The following is a 15,714-nucleotide window of genomic DNA, read 5'->3' on the forward strand; positions in this document are numbered from 1 at the left end:
AACATTCCCCCTGTGGCCAACGTAAAGTATCGGCCACAGGGGGAGCGAACATAGCTTATTTCCTGCGATAGCTCTTCTGCGCGTTATTGACCTTCACCAGATAACGCCGCGATTCACCCGCCGGGTGTTTGGTCGTCAGAGTCTGATAAATATCCCCAGGCTGCATGCTGTTGATAATCTCGACCGCCTTGGTCTTGTCACTATTGAACACCCGCAGCACGCTGCCAGCCCCACCGTTGTATGCGGTGATCACCGCATAGCGGCGTGAGGTTGGGTTCTGAATACCGCCCAGATAGTTGTTCTGCAAGATCGCCAGATAAGCTGTACCGGTGTCGATGTTACTTTCTGGATCGAACAGGTAGCTGCGGCTTGGCGTGCCCCATTTACCTTTCATCTGGAAGACATCTTTACCTGCGGTGTTCTGCACCACCTGCATCAGGCCCATAGCGTTTGAACCACTTACCGCATAGGGGTTGAAACTGGACTCGGTCTGCATAATCGCCAGGATCAGTGATTCTTCAATGCCGTATTTCTCAGAGGCTTTGCGAACCATCGGCAGATATTTGTGAGCACGTTTATCAAGGTGGTTAGGCACCAGTTGCAGGGTTACCGAATAGATCACGTGCAGGCCAGAGGTGCGTCTTTGCAGTTTGTTCTGCAGCAGATAGTCAGCAAAGTGCGCCGCACGCCACTCCCAGCGGATAGGCTGGCCATTGTTATCCAGCACCTGGCCATACAGGAACGGTTCTTTACTGATCTGGATATCATTGCTGTCGGAATAGAGGTCGATAGAGCCGGGATCGTCGCCCATCAATAAAGTGCTGATCACCGCCTGGCGCAAATGTGCTGCCGGGTCGGTGGTGGCGATGGTCTCAATGGTGATGGTACCCGTATCAAAGTTGATATGGCTCCGGGTTTGATATTGGTCGGTATATTTGACGTAGTCTTTAGGCCCAGCGATGAGAACTTCACTCAGCCCCCAGATATTCTCAATGTTGTGGGCAAATTGGCCCATCAAAATGTCAAAAGCGTTGGTATCTTTGACGTAGGCTTCGTTGTTCACTTCATTATTTTTGCTGGAGCAGGAAACCAGCAATGGCGCTATTACTAGCAGAGCTAAAATTTTCTTCATCTTAAAGCCGTATACGCGAAGAATTACAAGGGTGTTGAAAGGGGCCAGCGCCTGGCCCATAAAGCATTACTCACTCGGCGGCGTATAGCCTTCAATATGGATATCATGCCCTTCGAACAGGAATCGGGTCATCTCTTCTTCCAGCAGTTTGCGATCTTCAACGTTCATCATGCTGAGCTTTTTCTCGTTAATCAGCATGGTCTGTTTTTTCATCCATTCTCCCCAGGCTTCTTTGGAGATTTCGTTGTAGATGCGTTTACCGATTTCACCGGGGTAGAGCTGAAAATCCTGCCCATCTGCGTCGCGCTGCAGGAAAGTACAAAAAATGGTTCTACTCATGCTAATTCCTCGTCAATGGCGCCGTTGCCAAATAAACCGTGTTGGATCGGAGACTGTTTTGCCAACTGTTGTAACAGCCGCTCGACTGGCGCGGCCAGCCCGACCGATGGTGGCTGCGTTAAGTTATACCAGAGACCCGCCCCCTCATCCATGGCGCGGCCAGCTTTATCAACGCTTAACCACATTGGCACAATATCCAGATGGAAATGGCTGAAGGTATGGCGGAAGGCGGTCAGTTGCTCCAGACGATGATCTTTCATCCCTTGTTGTTGCAACCACAGCTCCAGATCTATCCGCGAACCGAACTGCGGGAAGCAGAATAGCCCCCCCCACAGGCCAACGCCCGGGCGTTGCTCCAGCCAGACACCGTCACCCTGTTGCAGCATTAAAAAGTAGGCGGTTTTTTCCGGCAGGGTTTGCTTGGGCTTTTTGCCTGGATAGCTGGCCCAACTGCTGTTACCGTTGGCAACGCAACCCGTATTGAGCGGGCAGAGCTCGCACTTGGGTTTGCTGCGGGTGCAAACCATCGCCCCTAGATCCATCATTGCCTGGTTGAATTGACCAACGCCTTTTGCTGGCGTGACTTCTTCACTGATCTGCCACAGGCGGTTTTCCACCTCTTTTTTACCCGGCCAACCGGCAACGGCATAACAACGAGCCAGTACGCGTTTGACGTTGCCATCCAGGATCGGGTAGTGCTGGCCAAGTGCTAAAGAGAGAATTGCGCCGGCGGTTGAGCGGCCAACGCCGGGAAGATCGACGATTTCTTCAAAGGTTGTCGGGAACTCTCCGCCATGCTGTGCGACAATAGTCTGCGCCGCTTTATGCAGATTCCTGGCACGGGCGTAATATCCCAACCCGGTCCACAGATGCAGCACTTCATCCAGCGGCGCTTCGGCGAGGGCACGCACGTTTGGAAAACGTGCCATAAATCGCTGAAAATAAGGAATAACGGTGGCAACCTGAGTCTGTTGCAACATCACCTCAGAGAGCCATACTTGATAAGGCGTTTTATCGAGTTGCCACGGCAGCGTTTTGCGGCCGTAGCGCTGGTACCAGTCAAGCACTTGGTGCGAAAACTGTTGCGCTTGCATCATGAGCGTGTTCGCTATTCGGCAGATAAATAATGATGCGCGATTGCAGCATAGTGCGTTGATACTGTAAATCAGAACTTTCAGGTAAGCACTATGATGAACGCTTGCTAATCCAAGGTATCTTTGCATAATGCGCGTTTCCCTAATTGGCAGCCAAACAGACAGAAAGCACTATGATTAATGACGTCATATCTCCGGAATTCGATGAGAACGGTCGCGCGATGCGCCGTATCCGCAGTTTTGTTCGCCGCCAGGGGCGGTTGACCAAAGGCCAGCAATATGCGCTGGACAATTATTGGCCGCTGATGGGGGTAGAATATCAAGCTGAACCCGTCGATCTACCTGCTCTGTTTGGGCGCGAGGCACCTACCGTGCTGGAGATTGGTTTTGGCATGGGAGCCTCATTGGTTACGATGGCGGGCAGCAATCCGCAGCAGAATTTCCTGGGGATTGAAGTTCATTCGCCGGGCGTGGGCGCCTGCCTGGCAGATGCCCATGAGGCAGAGTTAAGCAACCTGCGGGTGATGTGCCATGACGCAGTAGAAGTGCTGCAGAATATGATCCCGGATGCCTCATTGGATATGGTGCAGCTGTTTTTCCCGGATCCGTGGCACAAAGCCCGTCATAACAAACGCCGTATCGTGCAGACGCCGTTTGTAGAATTGGTATTGCGTAAGTTGAAGGTGGGTGGCGTATTCCATATGGCCACTGACTGGCAGCCTTATGCGGAGCATATGCTGGAAGTAATGAACAGCAGCGCCGGGTACCGTAATCTCTCAGAAAGCAATGATTACGTGCCGCGCCCGGACTCGCGTCCGCTGACAAAATTTGAATTACGTGGCCAGCGTCTGGGACATGGCGTTTGGGATCTAATGTTTGAGAGGGTGCAATAATGGCTAAGAACCGTAGTCGTCGTTTACGTAAGAAACTGCACATTGCAGAGTTTCAGGAGTTGGGCTTCTCGGTAGCCTGGCGTTTTGCTGAAGAAACTTCTGTTGAAGATATCGACAGCACTGTGGATGCGTTCATCGATGAAGTGATCGAACCGAACGGTCTGGCATTCGATGGCAGCGGTTATTTGCAGTGGGAAGGTCTGGTTTGCCTGCAGAAGATCGGCCATTGTACCGACGAGCATCGTGAGTTGATCAGAAGCTGGCTGGAAGCACGCAAGCTGAACGAAGTGAAAGTCAGCGATCTGTTCGACATCTGGTGGGATTGATCCCATCGGTTGCCTGTGGTGAGTTATGAAGGGTGCCTTAATGGCACCTTTGTTTTATCTGGAGTGTACCCCGGTGATAACGACATTAGATAACGCGTTGCTGGAGGAAATCCTGCAACAGGTGCGCCCTCTGATTGGGCAGGGTAAAGTCGCAGATTATATTCCTGCGCTGGCGGAAGTCTCGGCCGAACGGCTGGCAATCGCCGTCTGTAGCGTTGATGGCAACATGTTTCAGGCGGGGGATGCAACCGAGCGTTTCTCCATCCAGTCAATTTCCAAAGTGCTGAACCTGACGTTGGCACTGACGCGTTATCAGGAGCACGAGATCTGGCAACGGGTGGGGAAAGAACCCTCCGGTTTACCCTTTAATTCGTTGCTGCAACTGGAAATGGAGCAGGGTAAACCGCGTAATCCGTTTATCAATCCTGGGGCGCTGGTGGTGTGCGATATGTTACAGACCCGGCTTAGTGCCCCTAAACAGCGCATGTTGGAAGTGGTGCGCCAGTTGGCGGGTGAGGATGACCTACTGTACGACCCTCGCGTTGCGCGTTCCGAATTTGAGCACTCGGATCGCAATGCGGCCATCGCCTATCTGATGAAATCGTTTGGTAATTTTGACAATGATGTGCTGACCGTGCTGCAAACCTATTTTCATTATTGTGCGCTGCGCATGAGCTGCGTGGAACTGGCGCGCAGCTTTGCCTATCTGGCCAATCATGGGCGGGCGCTTAACGGTGAGGTTATCATCAGCCCGTTGCAGGCGCGCCAGATAAACGCATTGATGATGACCAGTGGCATGTATGATGGGGCTGGTGAATTCGCTTACCGCGTAGGAATGCCGGGTAAGTCTGGGGTTGGCGGTGGCATCATCGCTATTGTGCCGGGTGAACTGTCGATTGCCGTCTGGTCGCCTGAACTTGATGCATCTGGTAACTCATTAGCGGGAACTGCTGTGTTGGAACTGTTGTCTCAGCGCATTGGCCGTTCGATTTTTTAACCCCGCCGCACATGCTGGTGGGCGCGAGTCAGGAGCAATTATGTTGAAAAGAACCGGGTTAGCTTTACTGCTGTTGGCTGCTACGCAGGCTCATGCCGAGTATCAGTGCAGCGTGAGACCCCAGTATGATGTGATCATCAGCCCGCAAGCCGTTCAGGTGAACGGTGCCAGCGGTAAGCTGCAGATTTCTCCCGATGGCGATGTGACGCGTAACGGGTTGTCGGTGGACCTGAATGATACCCAACGCCAGAAGGCGTTTAGTTATCAGAGTGCCTTGCGTAAAGATTTGCCCTGGATCGATCAGGGTGCTCAGCGCCATCTTGAAAAGGCCCGGGTATCATTGGACAACGTTATCGTTAAGCAACTGGGGAGTAGCAGTAATGTACGTAACCGTTTGACTACGCTGAACGAGCAGCTCAAACAGCAGATGAGCCGTATCATTGAGCACCGCAGCGATGGTCTGGCCTTTCATCACCAAGCGATCGCCGAGGTCGAGCGGGATGGCCGCAATATCGTGCAGCAAAGCATGGGGGGCGTGCTCCAGGACAGCCTGAATGAGATGGGCTTAAAACAGGCTGCCAACAGCAACGGTAATCCGCTTCAGGCGATTATGGGCAATCTGGGCGGGCTGCAACAGGCGATCCAGAAAGAATGGAGCAGCCAGGAGCGGGAGTTCCAGGACTTTGGCCGCGATGTGTGTAACCGTGTCACAACACTGGAAAATCAACGTAAAGATCTGCTTAATGCGTTGAACTGATTTTTAACCTGGGACACAGCCTAGGCTGTGTCCCTGAACTGTCCGTGGTGCCGTCGCAGACCCAAAAGCCCGTTATCAAGGCGGAGGGTGAAGGGCAGAGTGGCCCTCTGTTCAAGCCCGACTTTACTTCGAACGGGCTTTTGGGGCGCGACCCTTCGGGCTGGGGCCATTTTCGCGCATTACTGCGTTGTTCGCCGCTTATTTGGTCCACCAAACCTCACGGCTCACGCCTTGCCCTGCGCGCAAATGACCGCCAGCGGCTCTCGCGTGCAGTTAAGAGACACAGCCTAGAGTGCATCGCGTTATACGATGCACTCTGTTGCAGAACTATCAAAAAGATCACTGCATAGTGAACGACATCAAGTGTGCTGATTGATAATTGTCAGGAGAAATTATGTTAAAGACAATCGGGTTAGTGTTGCTACTGTTGAATGTTTCGCAGGCTCATGCCGGATATCAGTGCAGCGTTAGACCTCAGTACGATGTGAGTATCACTCCCCAAGTCTTGCAGTTGCAGGGCACCTATACGATGGAAATTACTCCTGATGGCGGTGTGAGAGTTAATGATACAACGCTTAAACTCAGTGATGACCAGCGCCAGAGAGCGTTTGATTTTCAGAGTGCATTGCGGAAAAAATTATCTTGGATTGATCAGCAGGCCCAGTGGGAACTCAAGAGAGCTTACTTATCTTTAGACAATATTATTGTTAAACAATTTGGCGAGGGCAGCCGCGATATCAGAGATCATTTGGAAACGGTTAATGGCAAGCTCGAGCAACCATTAAGCCAGATCTTTGAACATAGCGACGATAGCTTGACCTTCCACCATGACGCTATTGCCAAGGCTGAGATAGATGGCAACGAGATTATTCAACAGGGTTTGGAAACGCTATTACAAGACGTTTTTAAAGCGATAGATGACAATCAAGTTACTAGAGATGAAAGTAATTCCTTTCAGTACCAGAGTGGGATAGAACAGGATATCCTGAGTGTTGTGCGTAATCAGGAAACGAACTTCCGAGACTTTGAAAAAAATGTATGTGAACAGGTTACGACTCTGGAAAAACAGCGGAAGGAACTGATTAAAGCGCTGAGCTTATCGTAATAAAAAACGGAGCTGAATGTTGCCCCGTTAGTCTGTTTACTCATCCGGTAAGAACAATTCCAACAGAGAATTGAGGAACAGCTTACCTTTTTCGGTGATCTGCCAATATTCCGCAGACTCATCCAGATACCCTTTGGCCAACGCCTGGTCCAACGGCGCGCGGATCACGCTCTCATCCAGCCCGGTATAATAGCTGAACTCCCTACGCGGGGCGGCTTCCAGCAGGCGGAAACGGTTCATAAAGAACTCGAAAGGCCGATCTGGTGCCGCTACTTCATATAGCGTATCGCGGTACTCACCCCGCATGTAGCCGCGCGGATGTTTAGTTTTCGCGCTACGCAGAATGCGGCCATCGGTAAAGGTCAGCTTACCGTGGGCACCGCAACCAATCCCCAGATAATCACCAAAGCGCCAGTAGTTCAGGTTGTGCTGACACTGATAACCCGGCTTGGCGTAGGCTGAGGTTTCATACTGCTGGTAACCGGCGGCGCTCAACAGCTCATGCCCTTGCTGGAAGATATCCCACAGCGCGTCATCGTCTGGTAACGCCGGGGGGCGCGAACTGAACAGAGTATTAGGCTCAATAGTGAGCTGATACCACGACAGGTGAGGGGGATTAAGGGCAATCGCCTGGCGCAGATCGTCCAGAGCTTCTTCCAGCGATTGATCCGGTAGGCCATGCATCAGGTCGAGATTGAAGCTGCGTAAGCCAAGATCGCTCGCCAGATGCGCTGCTCGCCTGGCTTCATCCGGGCCGTGAATGCGCCCAAGGCGGGTTAACTTCTCAGCGCTAAAACTCTGCACGCCAATCGAAATACGGTTTACCCCTGCACGCTGGTAGCCGCTGAAGCGGTCGGCCTCTACCGTGCCGGGATTCGCTTCCATGGTGATCTCCGCATCGTCGCTGACGCGAATGCGTGCCCGCACGCCATCCAGCAGTGCCTGCATGGCTTCTGCGCTCAACAGGCTTGGCGTGCCTCCGCCGATAAAGATGGTGCGGACTTCGCGGCCACTGGTGAGTGGCAGATCGGCATCAAGATCGGCCAGCAGATGGTCAACATATTCCTGGTGAGGCACTTCACCCTTTAAGGCATGCGAGTTGAAATCGCAGTATGGGCATTTCTGCACACACCAGGGAATATGGATATATAGGCTAAGCGGCGGCAGTTGTAAGGTGTTAGCTGGCATTACGCATGGCTTCCAACATCAGCTTTAATGCTTTGCCACGGTGTGAGACCGCACTTTTCTCATCCCGCGTCAGTTCCGCTGCGGTGCAACCCAGTTCCGGTACGTAGAAGATCGGGTCGTAACCAAAACCCCCATTGCCTGCAGAGGCAAAGGCGATCTCTCCCGCCCAACTGCCGTGGAATACCAGTGGGGTAGGGTCTTCCGCGTGGCGCATATAGACCAGGACACAATGGAATTGCGCGTTGCGCTTGCCTTGCGGCACATCTTGCAGCGCAACCAGCAGTTTTTCCAGGTTCTGCTGGTCGCTGGCATCCACACCGGCATAACGGGCAGAGTATATTCCCGGTGCGCCGCCCAAGGCATCGACAGCCAGACCTGAGTCGTCGGCAATGGCTGGCAGGCCGGTGACTTGCGCCGCATGGCGGGCCTTGAGAATGGCGTTTTCAATAAACGTCAGACCGGTTTCTTCGGCGGAATCTACGCCAAGCTCAGTTTGTGCGACCACATCGAGGCCAAAATCGGCCAGCAGATCGGCGAGTTCACGCACTTTTCCGGGATTACCGGTGGCAAGAACGACTTTTTGCATGATGATTACCTTGGACATTACTCAATAAGTGCTGCGATTGCGGCAGGGATCTGCTGCGGGTCAATGATACGTAACTGCTTATGTCGCCCCAGTTCGCCTTTCTCGATGATCACATTGCTCTTCGCCACCTTGAACTGCTTGGCTATATATTTGATCAGATGGGCATTGGCCTGGCCGTCAACCGGTGGGGCGGTGATGGCGACTTTGATCTCGTCGCCATGCAGGCCAATAATCTGGTCGCGGCTGGCTTTAGGCTGGATATAAAGCCTGACAGACAGCCCGTCCAGCATCTGGGTTACGGCACTCACAGCAGGAACCAGAGCTCACCAAACAGATCCATCCCCAGGTAGTTGATCAGATACAGGATCAGGATCACTACCATCGCGGAGAAATCAATGCCGCCCATGGCTGGGATCACCCGGCGGATTGGTGACATCAAGGGTTCGGTGAGCTGATACATCACATAATCAACTGGGCTGCGGCCTTGGCTGATCCAGCTCATTATTGCCCGGATGATCATCACCCAGAAGATCAGATAACCGGCGGACTTGATCAGCGAAATCAGACCAAACAGCAGATTATAAGGGCTGAGCGACATGGCACCGCCCTGGATCAGCAGCAGCAGTGGATACTTGATGGTCATCAGCAGGAATGCCAACAGCAGAGAGGCACTGTCTACCGGCCCCATTGAAGGAATAATGCGGCGCAACGGCCCGATGATCGGCTGGGTGATTTTTACCACGAACTGTGAGAACGGGTTGTAAAAGTCGGTACGCGTCAATTGCATCCAAACGCGCAGCAACAGCACCATGACGTAAATATCAACAACGGTTTTGACCAGAAAAGTCAGTGTTAGCATTTGTATTACCCTTTTGCTTAACTATTTATTATCCCTAGATCTTTCGGTCTACAGCCGGGTTGGCGGCAACCTGAAACTTATGGGCATAGTTAAAATGATTTTTCCATTTCCTGTGCGCGAGCAACCGCAGCCTGCATCGCTTTGGCGACGGTTTCTGGCAACTGCTGTTCATTGAATACCCGGAGTGCCTCTGCGGTAGTGCCACCTTTCGACGTTACCTGCTCACGCAGCATCGCCAATGAGATTTGCGGGTTGGCGGCGGCTAATGCCGAGGCACCGATTGCCGCCTGCTGTACCATTTCCCGTGCAACCTGGCTGCTGAAACCCATTCGTTCGGCTTCCTGCTGCATAGCGTCCATAAACAGGAAGAAATAGGCCGGTGCGCTACCTGCGGCGGCGATGACCCCGTTGATGCCGCTCTCGTCATCTACCCAACAGATTCTACCCACTGTACTCATTAGATCGCGAGTGTAATCGCGGTCCTGTTGGTTAACCTGTGGAGGCGCATACAAACCGCTCATTCCTTTACCGACCAGCGCAGGGGTATTGGGCATAATGCGCACTAAATTCAATCCCTCCCCTAACATTTGGTAGAAGCTGTTGACCAAAATACCGGCAGCGATCGACAACACCAATTTGCCGGAAAAATCGACCTGCTGGTGCAAAGGTTGGCAGACTTGTGCCATCAACTGCGGTTTGACTGCCAGAACCACAACTTCTGCTTCCTGCGCACAGGCAATGTTGTCTGGGCTGCTGCTGATGCCATAGTCAGCGGCCAGCGCATCACGGTTGTTGGACGATGGCGCACAAACGCTGATGAGTTTTGCGGGATAGCCACCGGCAACCAGGCCAGCAATGATTGCGCGTGCCATATTACCGGCACCAATAAAGGTAATCTTGCGGTGTTGCATTAAATTCCTCGTTATTCGGTTATGCCCGTCAGCCTGCGACTATACCCATCGCCTTTCGAGCTGTAACTTGAATTTTACTGGGCGTAGTTACGTGCGCCGAAAATTGCAGTGCCAATACGCACCATGGTACTGCCTGCAGCAATAGCGGCGGCCATATCGTCTGTCATACCCATCGAAAGTGTATCCACCTGTGGGTAGCGTTGCTTAAGCGCCAGAAAGGCATCATGCATCTGACGGAATACCGCCAACTGTTGTTGATAATCCTCCTCCGGAGCTGGAATGGCCATCAACCCGCGCAAGGTGACATTGGGTAATGCAGCGACGGCGGCAGCCAGTGCCGGTAACTCACTTAATACAATGCCAGACTTACTCTGCTCGTCACTGATATTTATCTGGATCAGTACGTTAAGTGGCGGCATTCCTACCGGGCGCTGATCGCTCAACCGTTGTGCGATACGCTGGCGGTCGATGGTATGGCACCAGGAAAAATGCTCTGCCACCAGCTTGCTTTTGTTGGATTGCAGCGGGCCGATAAAGTGCCATTCCAAATCGTAACCTTCTGGCTGTTGGGCAAAATACTGGATCTTGTCCACCCCTTCCTGCACGTAATTTTCGCCAAAGGCGCGCTGACCTGCCGCGATGGCTTCTGCGATCGCTTCCACAGGTTTGGTTTTACTGACTGCAAGCAGTGTCACCTCTTGTGGAATGCGTTCGCAGCCTTGAGCTGCCGCATCAATACGACTCCTGACATTCTGCAGGCTTTGTTGAATAGTGCTCATGGTTAACCCGGGAGATTGAAATGGATATCAATGAATTTGTGGCTCTTAGTGTAAAGCATAATGCCTCCGATCTGCACCTTTGTACCGGCCATCTGCCCATGTTACGTATCGATGGTGAACTCCAGGCGATGGAACAGGGGGAAATAGTCTCGCAGCAGCAGATGGCAACCTGGTGTAAATCACTGTTGGCTCAGGAGATGTGGCAGCAGTTGCAGCAGGTTGGGCAGCTCGATCTGGCGTTGGTAATGGCGGATGGAGTTCGCCTGCGGGCCAATTTCTTTTTGCAGAATGCGGGTATCTCGGTGGCGTTGCGCAGGATTGCCAGCCAGTGCCCAACGTTGGCCGAACTGGCCGCACCGGAGATCATTCCGCTGTTGGTTCAGCGTGAAGATGGCTTGATATTGGTTACCGGAGCCACCGGTAGCGGAAAATCTACCACGCTGGCAGCGATGATCGATTTCATTAATCAGCACCAGCGCCGCCATATTCTGACGCTGGAAGATCCGATCGAATTTATCCACCGCAGCCAGCGCTCACTGATCCAGCAACGAGAACTGGGGCGCGATACCCACAGCTTCGATCAGGCACTTCGTGCCGCACTGCGCGAAGATCCCGATGTGATCTTGCTTGGGGAGTTGCGTGATACCACCACCATCCGGCTAGCGCTGACGGCGGCAGAAACCGGCCACCTGGTATTGGCCACTCTGCATACTCGCAGTGCACCGCAGGCGGTAGAGCGGCTGGTGGATGTGTTCCCGGCGGAGGAAAAACCCTATATCCGGGCGCAGTTGGCGAACAGCCTGCAAGCGGTGATTGCGCAGAAGTTGCTGAGCAAACCCGGCGGTGGGAGGACCGCTATTTATGAGATCCTGACGGCAACGCCTGCGGTGAGCAGCATGATCCGCGAGGGAAAAACGCATCAGTTGGCTAGCGTGCTGCAGACCGGCGCGCAGTCGGGCATGCAGACTTTTGAACAGGGATTGCGGCAGCGCGTAGCGCAGGGAATATTGTAGGCCACAAGAGACTCCCCCTTGATCAGCAATTTTTTGCCGGAACGGAAAGGGGAGGGTAGGCAGCCTCAGCCTGGGTGCTGTTCGAACCAGCTCTCCAGAATCACCACCGCAGAAGCCGAATCGACGCTGCCTTTATCCAGTGCGCGGAAACCGCCACGGTCAAACAGGTGAGAGCGGGCTTCTACGGTACTCAGACGTTCATCATGCAAGGCAATCTGTACGCCAAAACGGCCATGGATGCGGTTGGCAAACTTGCGCGCCCGTTCGGTTAACGGTTGCTCGGTGCCATCCATATTCAGTGGCAGACCAACCACAACCAGGTCTGGCTGCCACTCTTTCAGCAGGCGTTCGATTTTTTGCCAGTCTGGTGTTCCATCCTGAGCCTTAAAGGCAGCAAGCGCTCTTGCGGTGCCGGTAATCTCCTGGCCGATGGCTGCTCCGATGCTTTTGGTACCAAAGTCGAAGGCGATAATAGTGCGGTTGCTCATCAGGCGTGTCCTGCCTGGTTGGCAATGCTGCGAATATCGATGCCAAGGCGGTTTGCTGCTTCACGCCAACGGTTGGCGATGGGGGTATGGAATAGAATGTGGGTATTGGCTTCAGTGGTCAGCCAGGCGTTCTCCAGCACTTCCTGTTCCAATTGGCCCTGCTCCCAGCCCGCGTAGCCCAAGGCTACCAGAACATCCTCCGGTTGATCCGGCGTGCCGAGCGTTTCCAACACGTCTTTTGAGGTAGTGATCATGGTGTCTGGCGATATCTGGATACTGGAACCAAACCCTTTTCGTGGCGTATGCAAAATAAAACCGCGATCGTCGGCCAGCGGGCCACCAGCAAAAACCGGTTTATCCAGACTGATGGAAGGATCGCGTGGCGAAGGGATAATCTCGAGTTTGCTCAGTACCGTCTCAACGGTGAAATGTTCCACAGGTTTATTGATCACCAGCCCCATAGCGCCATCTTCAGTATGTTCGCAAACATAAATCACCGAACGCTTGAAGCGAGGATCTTCCATTCCGGGCATGGCTATCAGGAAGTGATGCTGTAAGTTCATATTGTTATACAAGGCTATTATCGGTTGGGAAGTCAAAATCGGTCCCCTCTCCCAACGGGAAAGGGGGCGTCGTCTGCTTACTTCGCAGCCAGACGTTTTTCAATGGCATCCATTAGCATGCCGGTGATAGATACCGGAAAAGCGGCTTCAATCTCACGGGCGCAGGTTGGGCTGGTGACGTTGATCTCGGTAAGGCGATCGCCGATCACGTCCAGTCCAACAAAAATCAACCCTTTCTCTTTTAGCGTTGGGGCGACAGCGCGGGCGATTTTCCAGTCGCTTTCACTCAACGGGCGTGCTTCACCACGGCCACCGGCAGCCAGATTACCCCGGGTTTCACCTTGTGCCGGAATACGTGCCAGGCAGTAAGGTACCGGTTCGCCATCCACCACCAGGATACGCTTATCCCCGTCCTGGATGGCTGGCAGGAAGTTCTGCGCCATACAGAAACGGCTGCCGTGTTCTGTCAGGGTCTCGATAATCACCGAAAGGTTCGGGTCGTCTTGCTTCACACGGAAAATAGAAGCACCGCCCATACCATCCAGCGGCTTGAGGATAATGTCGCCGTGCTGCTGGTGGAACTTGCGGATATGCGTTGCACTGCGGCTGACCAGGGTGTCGGGTGTCAGTTCCGGGAACCAGGCGGTGAACAATTTTTCGTTACAGTCGCGCAAGCTTTGCGGCTTGTTGACCACCAGGGCCCCTTTAATTTCTGCACGTTCCAGAATATAAGTCGCATAGATGTATTCAGTATCAAACGGCGGATCCTTACGCATCAGGATCACATCCAGATCTTGCAGTGCCAGATCCTGCTCGCTGCCAAAAGTGTACCAGCTTTCTTTATCTTGCTTCACGCTTAACAAGCGGGTACGGGCACGGCCATCACCAGCATGCAGGTAGAGATCGTTCATCTCCATATAATGCAGTTCCCAGCCACGGCGCTGCGCTTCGAGCAGCATGGCGAAGCTGGTGTCTTTCTTGATATTGATGGAGGCGATAGGGTCCATCACGATGCCAAGCTTAATCATCTCTTCTCCTTACGAACCTGTGAAAACAGGCTCTTAGCCCAGGTCGCCGAAACGTACCTGCAGGGCGGTAATTGCGGTTAGCGCGGTGGTTTCTGTACGCAAAACGCGTGGCCCCAACAGGATATCAGTAAATCCATAGCCTGTGGTCATCGCAATTTCATCGGCGGACAATCCTCCCTCCGGCCCGATCAACAGACGCACATGTTCTACAGGTAGTGGCAGCGTATTGATACTTTGGCTGGCTCGCGGATGCAGGTTTAACTTCAGGCTGCCATCTTGCTCGGCGCACCAGGCGGCCAACGGCATCGCTTGGCGAATTTCCGGGATACGGTTGCGGCCACATTGCTCACAGGCAGCTATGGCTATCTTCTGCCACTGCTGGAGTTTTTTCGCCAACCGTTCGCCGGCAAGCGACACGCCGCAGCGTTCTGAAAACAGCGGGGTGATGACGTTCACGCCCAGCTCAATGGATTTCTGGATCGTGAACTCCATCTTTTCGCCCCGGGATATCACTTGCCCAAGATGCAGATTGAGCGGTGATTCGCGATCTTCCAACTGCCCAGCACCGACGCGAACCTGCACGCTCTTCTTATCCACCTGAGTAATTTCGGCCTCAAAGACCTGATTGCTGCCGTCGAACAGTTGCAACGCCTGCCCGGCGTTCATCCTGAGCACTCGGCCAACATGATTGGCGGCATCCTCGCTCAATGCGACTTCTGCACTGGCATTCAAAGGGGCCGGATGATAGATGCGGGGTATACGCATAATGATTGTCAGATCCTGGCTTGCGGAAACGGCGCTGCCCGCAGGCAGCGCGAAAGCACTATAGTAGGTCAGCCTTTTCTCTTCTGACAAGCTTGTTGAACATAAGGGTTGTGATTCCCTTGGACTACGGCGATACGTGCTTCCCGTTGGCATTCCCAGGCACTGACCGGATATTGCCGATCCCAGGCTTCAAATAGCTGGGTTTGCTGGCGTGAAAGCTTCAGCTGGTAGCGATCGCGCATGTAGAAATAGGTTCGGGCGATAGCACCGCGAGCCTGGGCTGGTGGTTCAGCCTGTTTGTTCTTGAAATCCACCTTCATCGCGCATTGGCCATACTGTCCTTCCCCACCGCGCCATTGGCTATACATAAAGTTATTGCGGTCGCCGTTCACTTCACCGATGGCAGGCTGCAGATTGTGTAAATCGGTTTCTATCTGCCGATAAACTGGATCCTTATTGCAGTTCTTACGCCCGCCGTCTTGCCAGCACTGCAGTTGATGGCCGAACTGCCAGGCTGGCACCACATGCTCCCATTCAATACGTTCGGCACGCTGGGCATTTTTACGGACCTGATAACCGCAACTGTTGAGATCGGGTATCCCTTTCTTGCCTTGCCAGCTGATCTTGCAGCCACAATAGAAGCTGCCGGGGGCATCCTGATTGATTTTTACCGCAGCGGCCTTGGCCTGAGTAAAGTTATTGATGTCTTGCGCCAAAGCGCAACTGGAGACGGCTAGTAGGGCGATAAACAAAATTTTGCGATGCATATTCCAAAAAACTCGAAATTGGCAAAGCAGGCAGGGTAGTGGAAGTTACTGGCAGTAGCAAATTTGATATACCCGTCGTCTTTCAAATAGCAGAAGGTTGGCTACGATGACGGACACGCTGGCC

At 53.2% G+C, this 15,714-nt stretch carries 20 protein-coding genes; 6 read left to right on the forward strand and 14 right to left on the reverse strand.

The window, feature by feature from the left end:
• Window positions 1-55 precede the first annotated feature (55 nt).
• From mltC to mutY, 3 genes are all read right to left on the reverse strand, one after another.
• Window positions 56-1,132 carry a membrane-bound lytic murein transglycosylase MltC gene (gene mltC / locus SAQUA_RS04780; protein WP_380674159.1) on the reverse strand — a complete coding sequence of 359 codons (1,077 nt, stop codon included), beginning with the start codon at window positions 1,130-1,132 and terminating at the stop codon, window positions 56-58.
• Between the two features lie 66 nt (window positions 1,133-1,198).
• Window positions 1,199-1,471 (reverse strand): oxidative damage protection protein, encoded by a 273-nt coding sequence (locus SAQUA_RS04785; protein WP_380674158.1) that lies wholly within the window; start codon window positions 1,469-1,471, stop codon window positions 1,199-1,201.
• On the reverse strand, window positions 1,468-2,568 hold the full coding sequence (mutY, locus tag SAQUA_RS04790; protein WP_380674157.1) for an A/G-specific adenine glycosylase: 1,101 nt from the start codon (window positions 2,566-2,568) through the stop codon (window positions 1,468-1,470). The genes SAQUA_RS04785 and mutY overlap by 4 nt, the downstream gene beginning before the upstream one ends.
• Window positions 2,569-2,738: 170 nt before the next feature.
• On the opposite strand from mutY, the gene trmB reads away from it, so the two are divergent.
• The 5 genes from trmB to SAQUA_RS04815 all read left to right on the forward strand — a co-directional run bounded on the left by trmB (window position 2,739) and on the right by SAQUA_RS04815 (window position 6,643).
• The gene (trmB, locus tag SAQUA_RS04795; protein WP_380674156.1) at window positions 2,739-3,458 is read left to right on the forward strand and encodes a tRNA (guanosine(46)-N7)-methyltransferase TrmB; all 720 of its coding nucleotides are present in this window, start codon (window positions 2,739-2,741) and stop codon (window positions 3,456-3,458) included.
• Window positions 3,458-3,784, forward strand: coding sequence for a YggL family protein (locus SAQUA_RS04800; protein ID WP_380674155.1), 327 nt, complete (start codon window positions 3,458-3,460; stop codon window positions 3,782-3,784). The genes trmB and SAQUA_RS04800 overlap by 1 nt, the downstream gene beginning before the upstream one ends.
• 73 nt (window positions 3,785-3,857) lie before the next feature.
• Complete coding sequence (gene glsB, locus SAQUA_RS04805; RefSeq protein ID WP_380674200.1) at window positions 3,858-4,781, forward strand: glutaminase B; 924 nt, start codon at window positions 3,858-3,860, stop codon at window positions 4,779-4,781.
• Window positions 4,782-4,821: 40 nt separating this feature from the next.
• Window positions 4,822-5,538 (forward strand): DUF2884 domain-containing protein, encoded by a 717-nt coding sequence (locus tag SAQUA_RS04810; protein WP_380674154.1) that lies wholly within the window; start codon window positions 4,822-4,824, stop codon window positions 5,536-5,538.
• Between the two features lie 394 nt (window positions 5,539-5,932).
• Window positions 5,933-6,643: a DUF2884 family protein gene (locus tag SAQUA_RS04815; protein WP_380674153.1), complete on the forward strand. Its 711-nt coding sequence runs from the start codon at window positions 5,933-5,935 to the stop codon at window positions 6,641-6,643.
• Window positions 6,644-6,679: 36 nt separating this feature from the next.
• Here SAQUA_RS04815 and hemW read toward each other — a convergent pair whose 3' ends face one another.
• The 6 genes from hemW to SAQUA_RS04845 form a co-directional block, all read right to left on the reverse strand.
• Window positions 6,680-7,831 carry a radical SAM family heme chaperone HemW gene (gene hemW, locus SAQUA_RS04820; RefSeq protein WP_380674152.1) on the reverse strand — a complete coding sequence of 384 codons (1,152 nt, stop codon included), beginning with the start codon at window positions 7,829-7,831 and terminating at the stop codon, window positions 6,680-6,682.
• On the reverse strand, window positions 7,821-8,417 hold the full coding sequence (locus tag SAQUA_RS04825; RefSeq protein ID WP_380674151.1) for an XTP/dITP diphosphatase: 597 nt from the start codon (window positions 8,415-8,417) through the stop codon (window positions 7,821-7,823). Before SAQUA_RS04825 ends, hemW begins: the two co-directional genes overlap by 11 nt.
• A 17-nt stretch (window positions 8,418-8,434) precedes the next feature.
• Window positions 8,435-8,725, reverse strand: a complete 291-nt coding sequence (gene yggU / locus SAQUA_RS04830; RefSeq protein ID WP_380674150.1) for a DUF167 family protein YggU — start codon at window positions 8,723-8,725, stop codon at window positions 8,435-8,437.
• Complete coding sequence (locus tag SAQUA_RS04835; protein WP_380674149.1) at window positions 8,722-9,276, reverse strand: YggT family protein; 555 nt, start codon at window positions 9,274-9,276, stop codon at window positions 8,722-8,724. The genes yggU and SAQUA_RS04835 overlap by 4 nt, the downstream gene beginning before the upstream one ends.
• Before the next feature lie 89 nt (window positions 9,277-9,365).
• Window positions 9,366-10,187 (reverse strand): pyrroline-5-carboxylate reductase, encoded by an 822-nt coding sequence (gene proC / locus SAQUA_RS04840; RefSeq protein ID WP_380674148.1) that lies wholly within the window; start codon window positions 10,185-10,187, stop codon window positions 9,366-9,368.
• Window positions 10,188-10,261: 74 nt separating this feature from the next.
• The gene (locus SAQUA_RS04845) at window positions 10,262-10,966 is read right to left on the reverse strand and encodes a YggS family pyridoxal phosphate-dependent enzyme (protein WP_380674147.1); all 705 of its coding nucleotides are present in this window, start codon (window positions 10,964-10,966) and stop codon (window positions 10,262-10,264) included.
• A 20-nt stretch (window positions 10,967-10,986) separates the two neighbouring features.
• Here SAQUA_RS04845 and SAQUA_RS04850 point away from each other — a divergent pair, with 20 nt between their 5' ends.
• Window positions 10,987-11,979 (forward strand): type IV pilus twitching motility protein PilT, encoded by a 993-nt coding sequence (locus SAQUA_RS04850; protein WP_380674146.1) that lies wholly within the window; start codon window positions 10,987-10,989, stop codon window positions 11,977-11,979.
• A gap of 65 nt (window positions 11,980-12,044) precedes the next feature.
• Here SAQUA_RS04850 and ruvX read toward each other — a convergent pair whose 3' ends face one another.
• From ruvX to endA, 5 genes are all read right to left on the reverse strand, one after another.
• Window positions 12,045-12,467, reverse strand: coding sequence for a Holliday junction resolvase RuvX (ruvX, locus tag SAQUA_RS04855; protein ID WP_380674145.1), 423 nt, complete (start codon window positions 12,465-12,467; stop codon window positions 12,045-12,047).
• Window positions 12,467-13,030, reverse strand: coding sequence for a YqgE/AlgH family protein (locus SAQUA_RS04860; protein WP_380674144.1), 564 nt, complete (start codon window positions 13,028-13,030; stop codon window positions 12,467-12,469). Before SAQUA_RS04860 ends, ruvX begins: the two co-directional genes overlap by 1 nt.
• 77 nt (window positions 13,031-13,107) lie before the next feature.
• Window positions 13,108-14,058, reverse strand: a complete 951-nt coding sequence (gene gshB, locus SAQUA_RS04865; RefSeq protein WP_380674143.1) for a glutathione synthase — start codon at window positions 14,056-14,058, stop codon at window positions 13,108-13,110.
• Between the two features lie 33 nt (window positions 14,059-14,091).
• Window positions 14,092-14,823: a 16S rRNA (uracil(1498)-N(3))-methyltransferase gene (rsmE, locus tag SAQUA_RS04870; protein WP_380674142.1), complete on the reverse strand. Its 732-nt coding sequence runs from the start codon at window positions 14,821-14,823 to the stop codon at window positions 14,092-14,094.
• Window positions 14,824-14,891: 68 nt separating this feature from the next.
• Window positions 14,892-15,590: a deoxyribonuclease I gene (gene endA, locus SAQUA_RS04875; protein ID WP_380674141.1), complete on the reverse strand. Its 699-nt coding sequence runs from the start codon at window positions 15,588-15,590 to the stop codon at window positions 14,892-14,894.
• Window positions 15,591-15,714 lie beyond the last annotated feature (124 nt).

It is taken from the genome of Serratia aquatilis (genome assembly GCF_044865145.1).
GTDB classification, from domain to species: Bacteria; Pseudomonadota; Gammaproteobacteria; order Enterobacterales; family Enterobacteriaceae; genus Chania; species Chania aquatilis.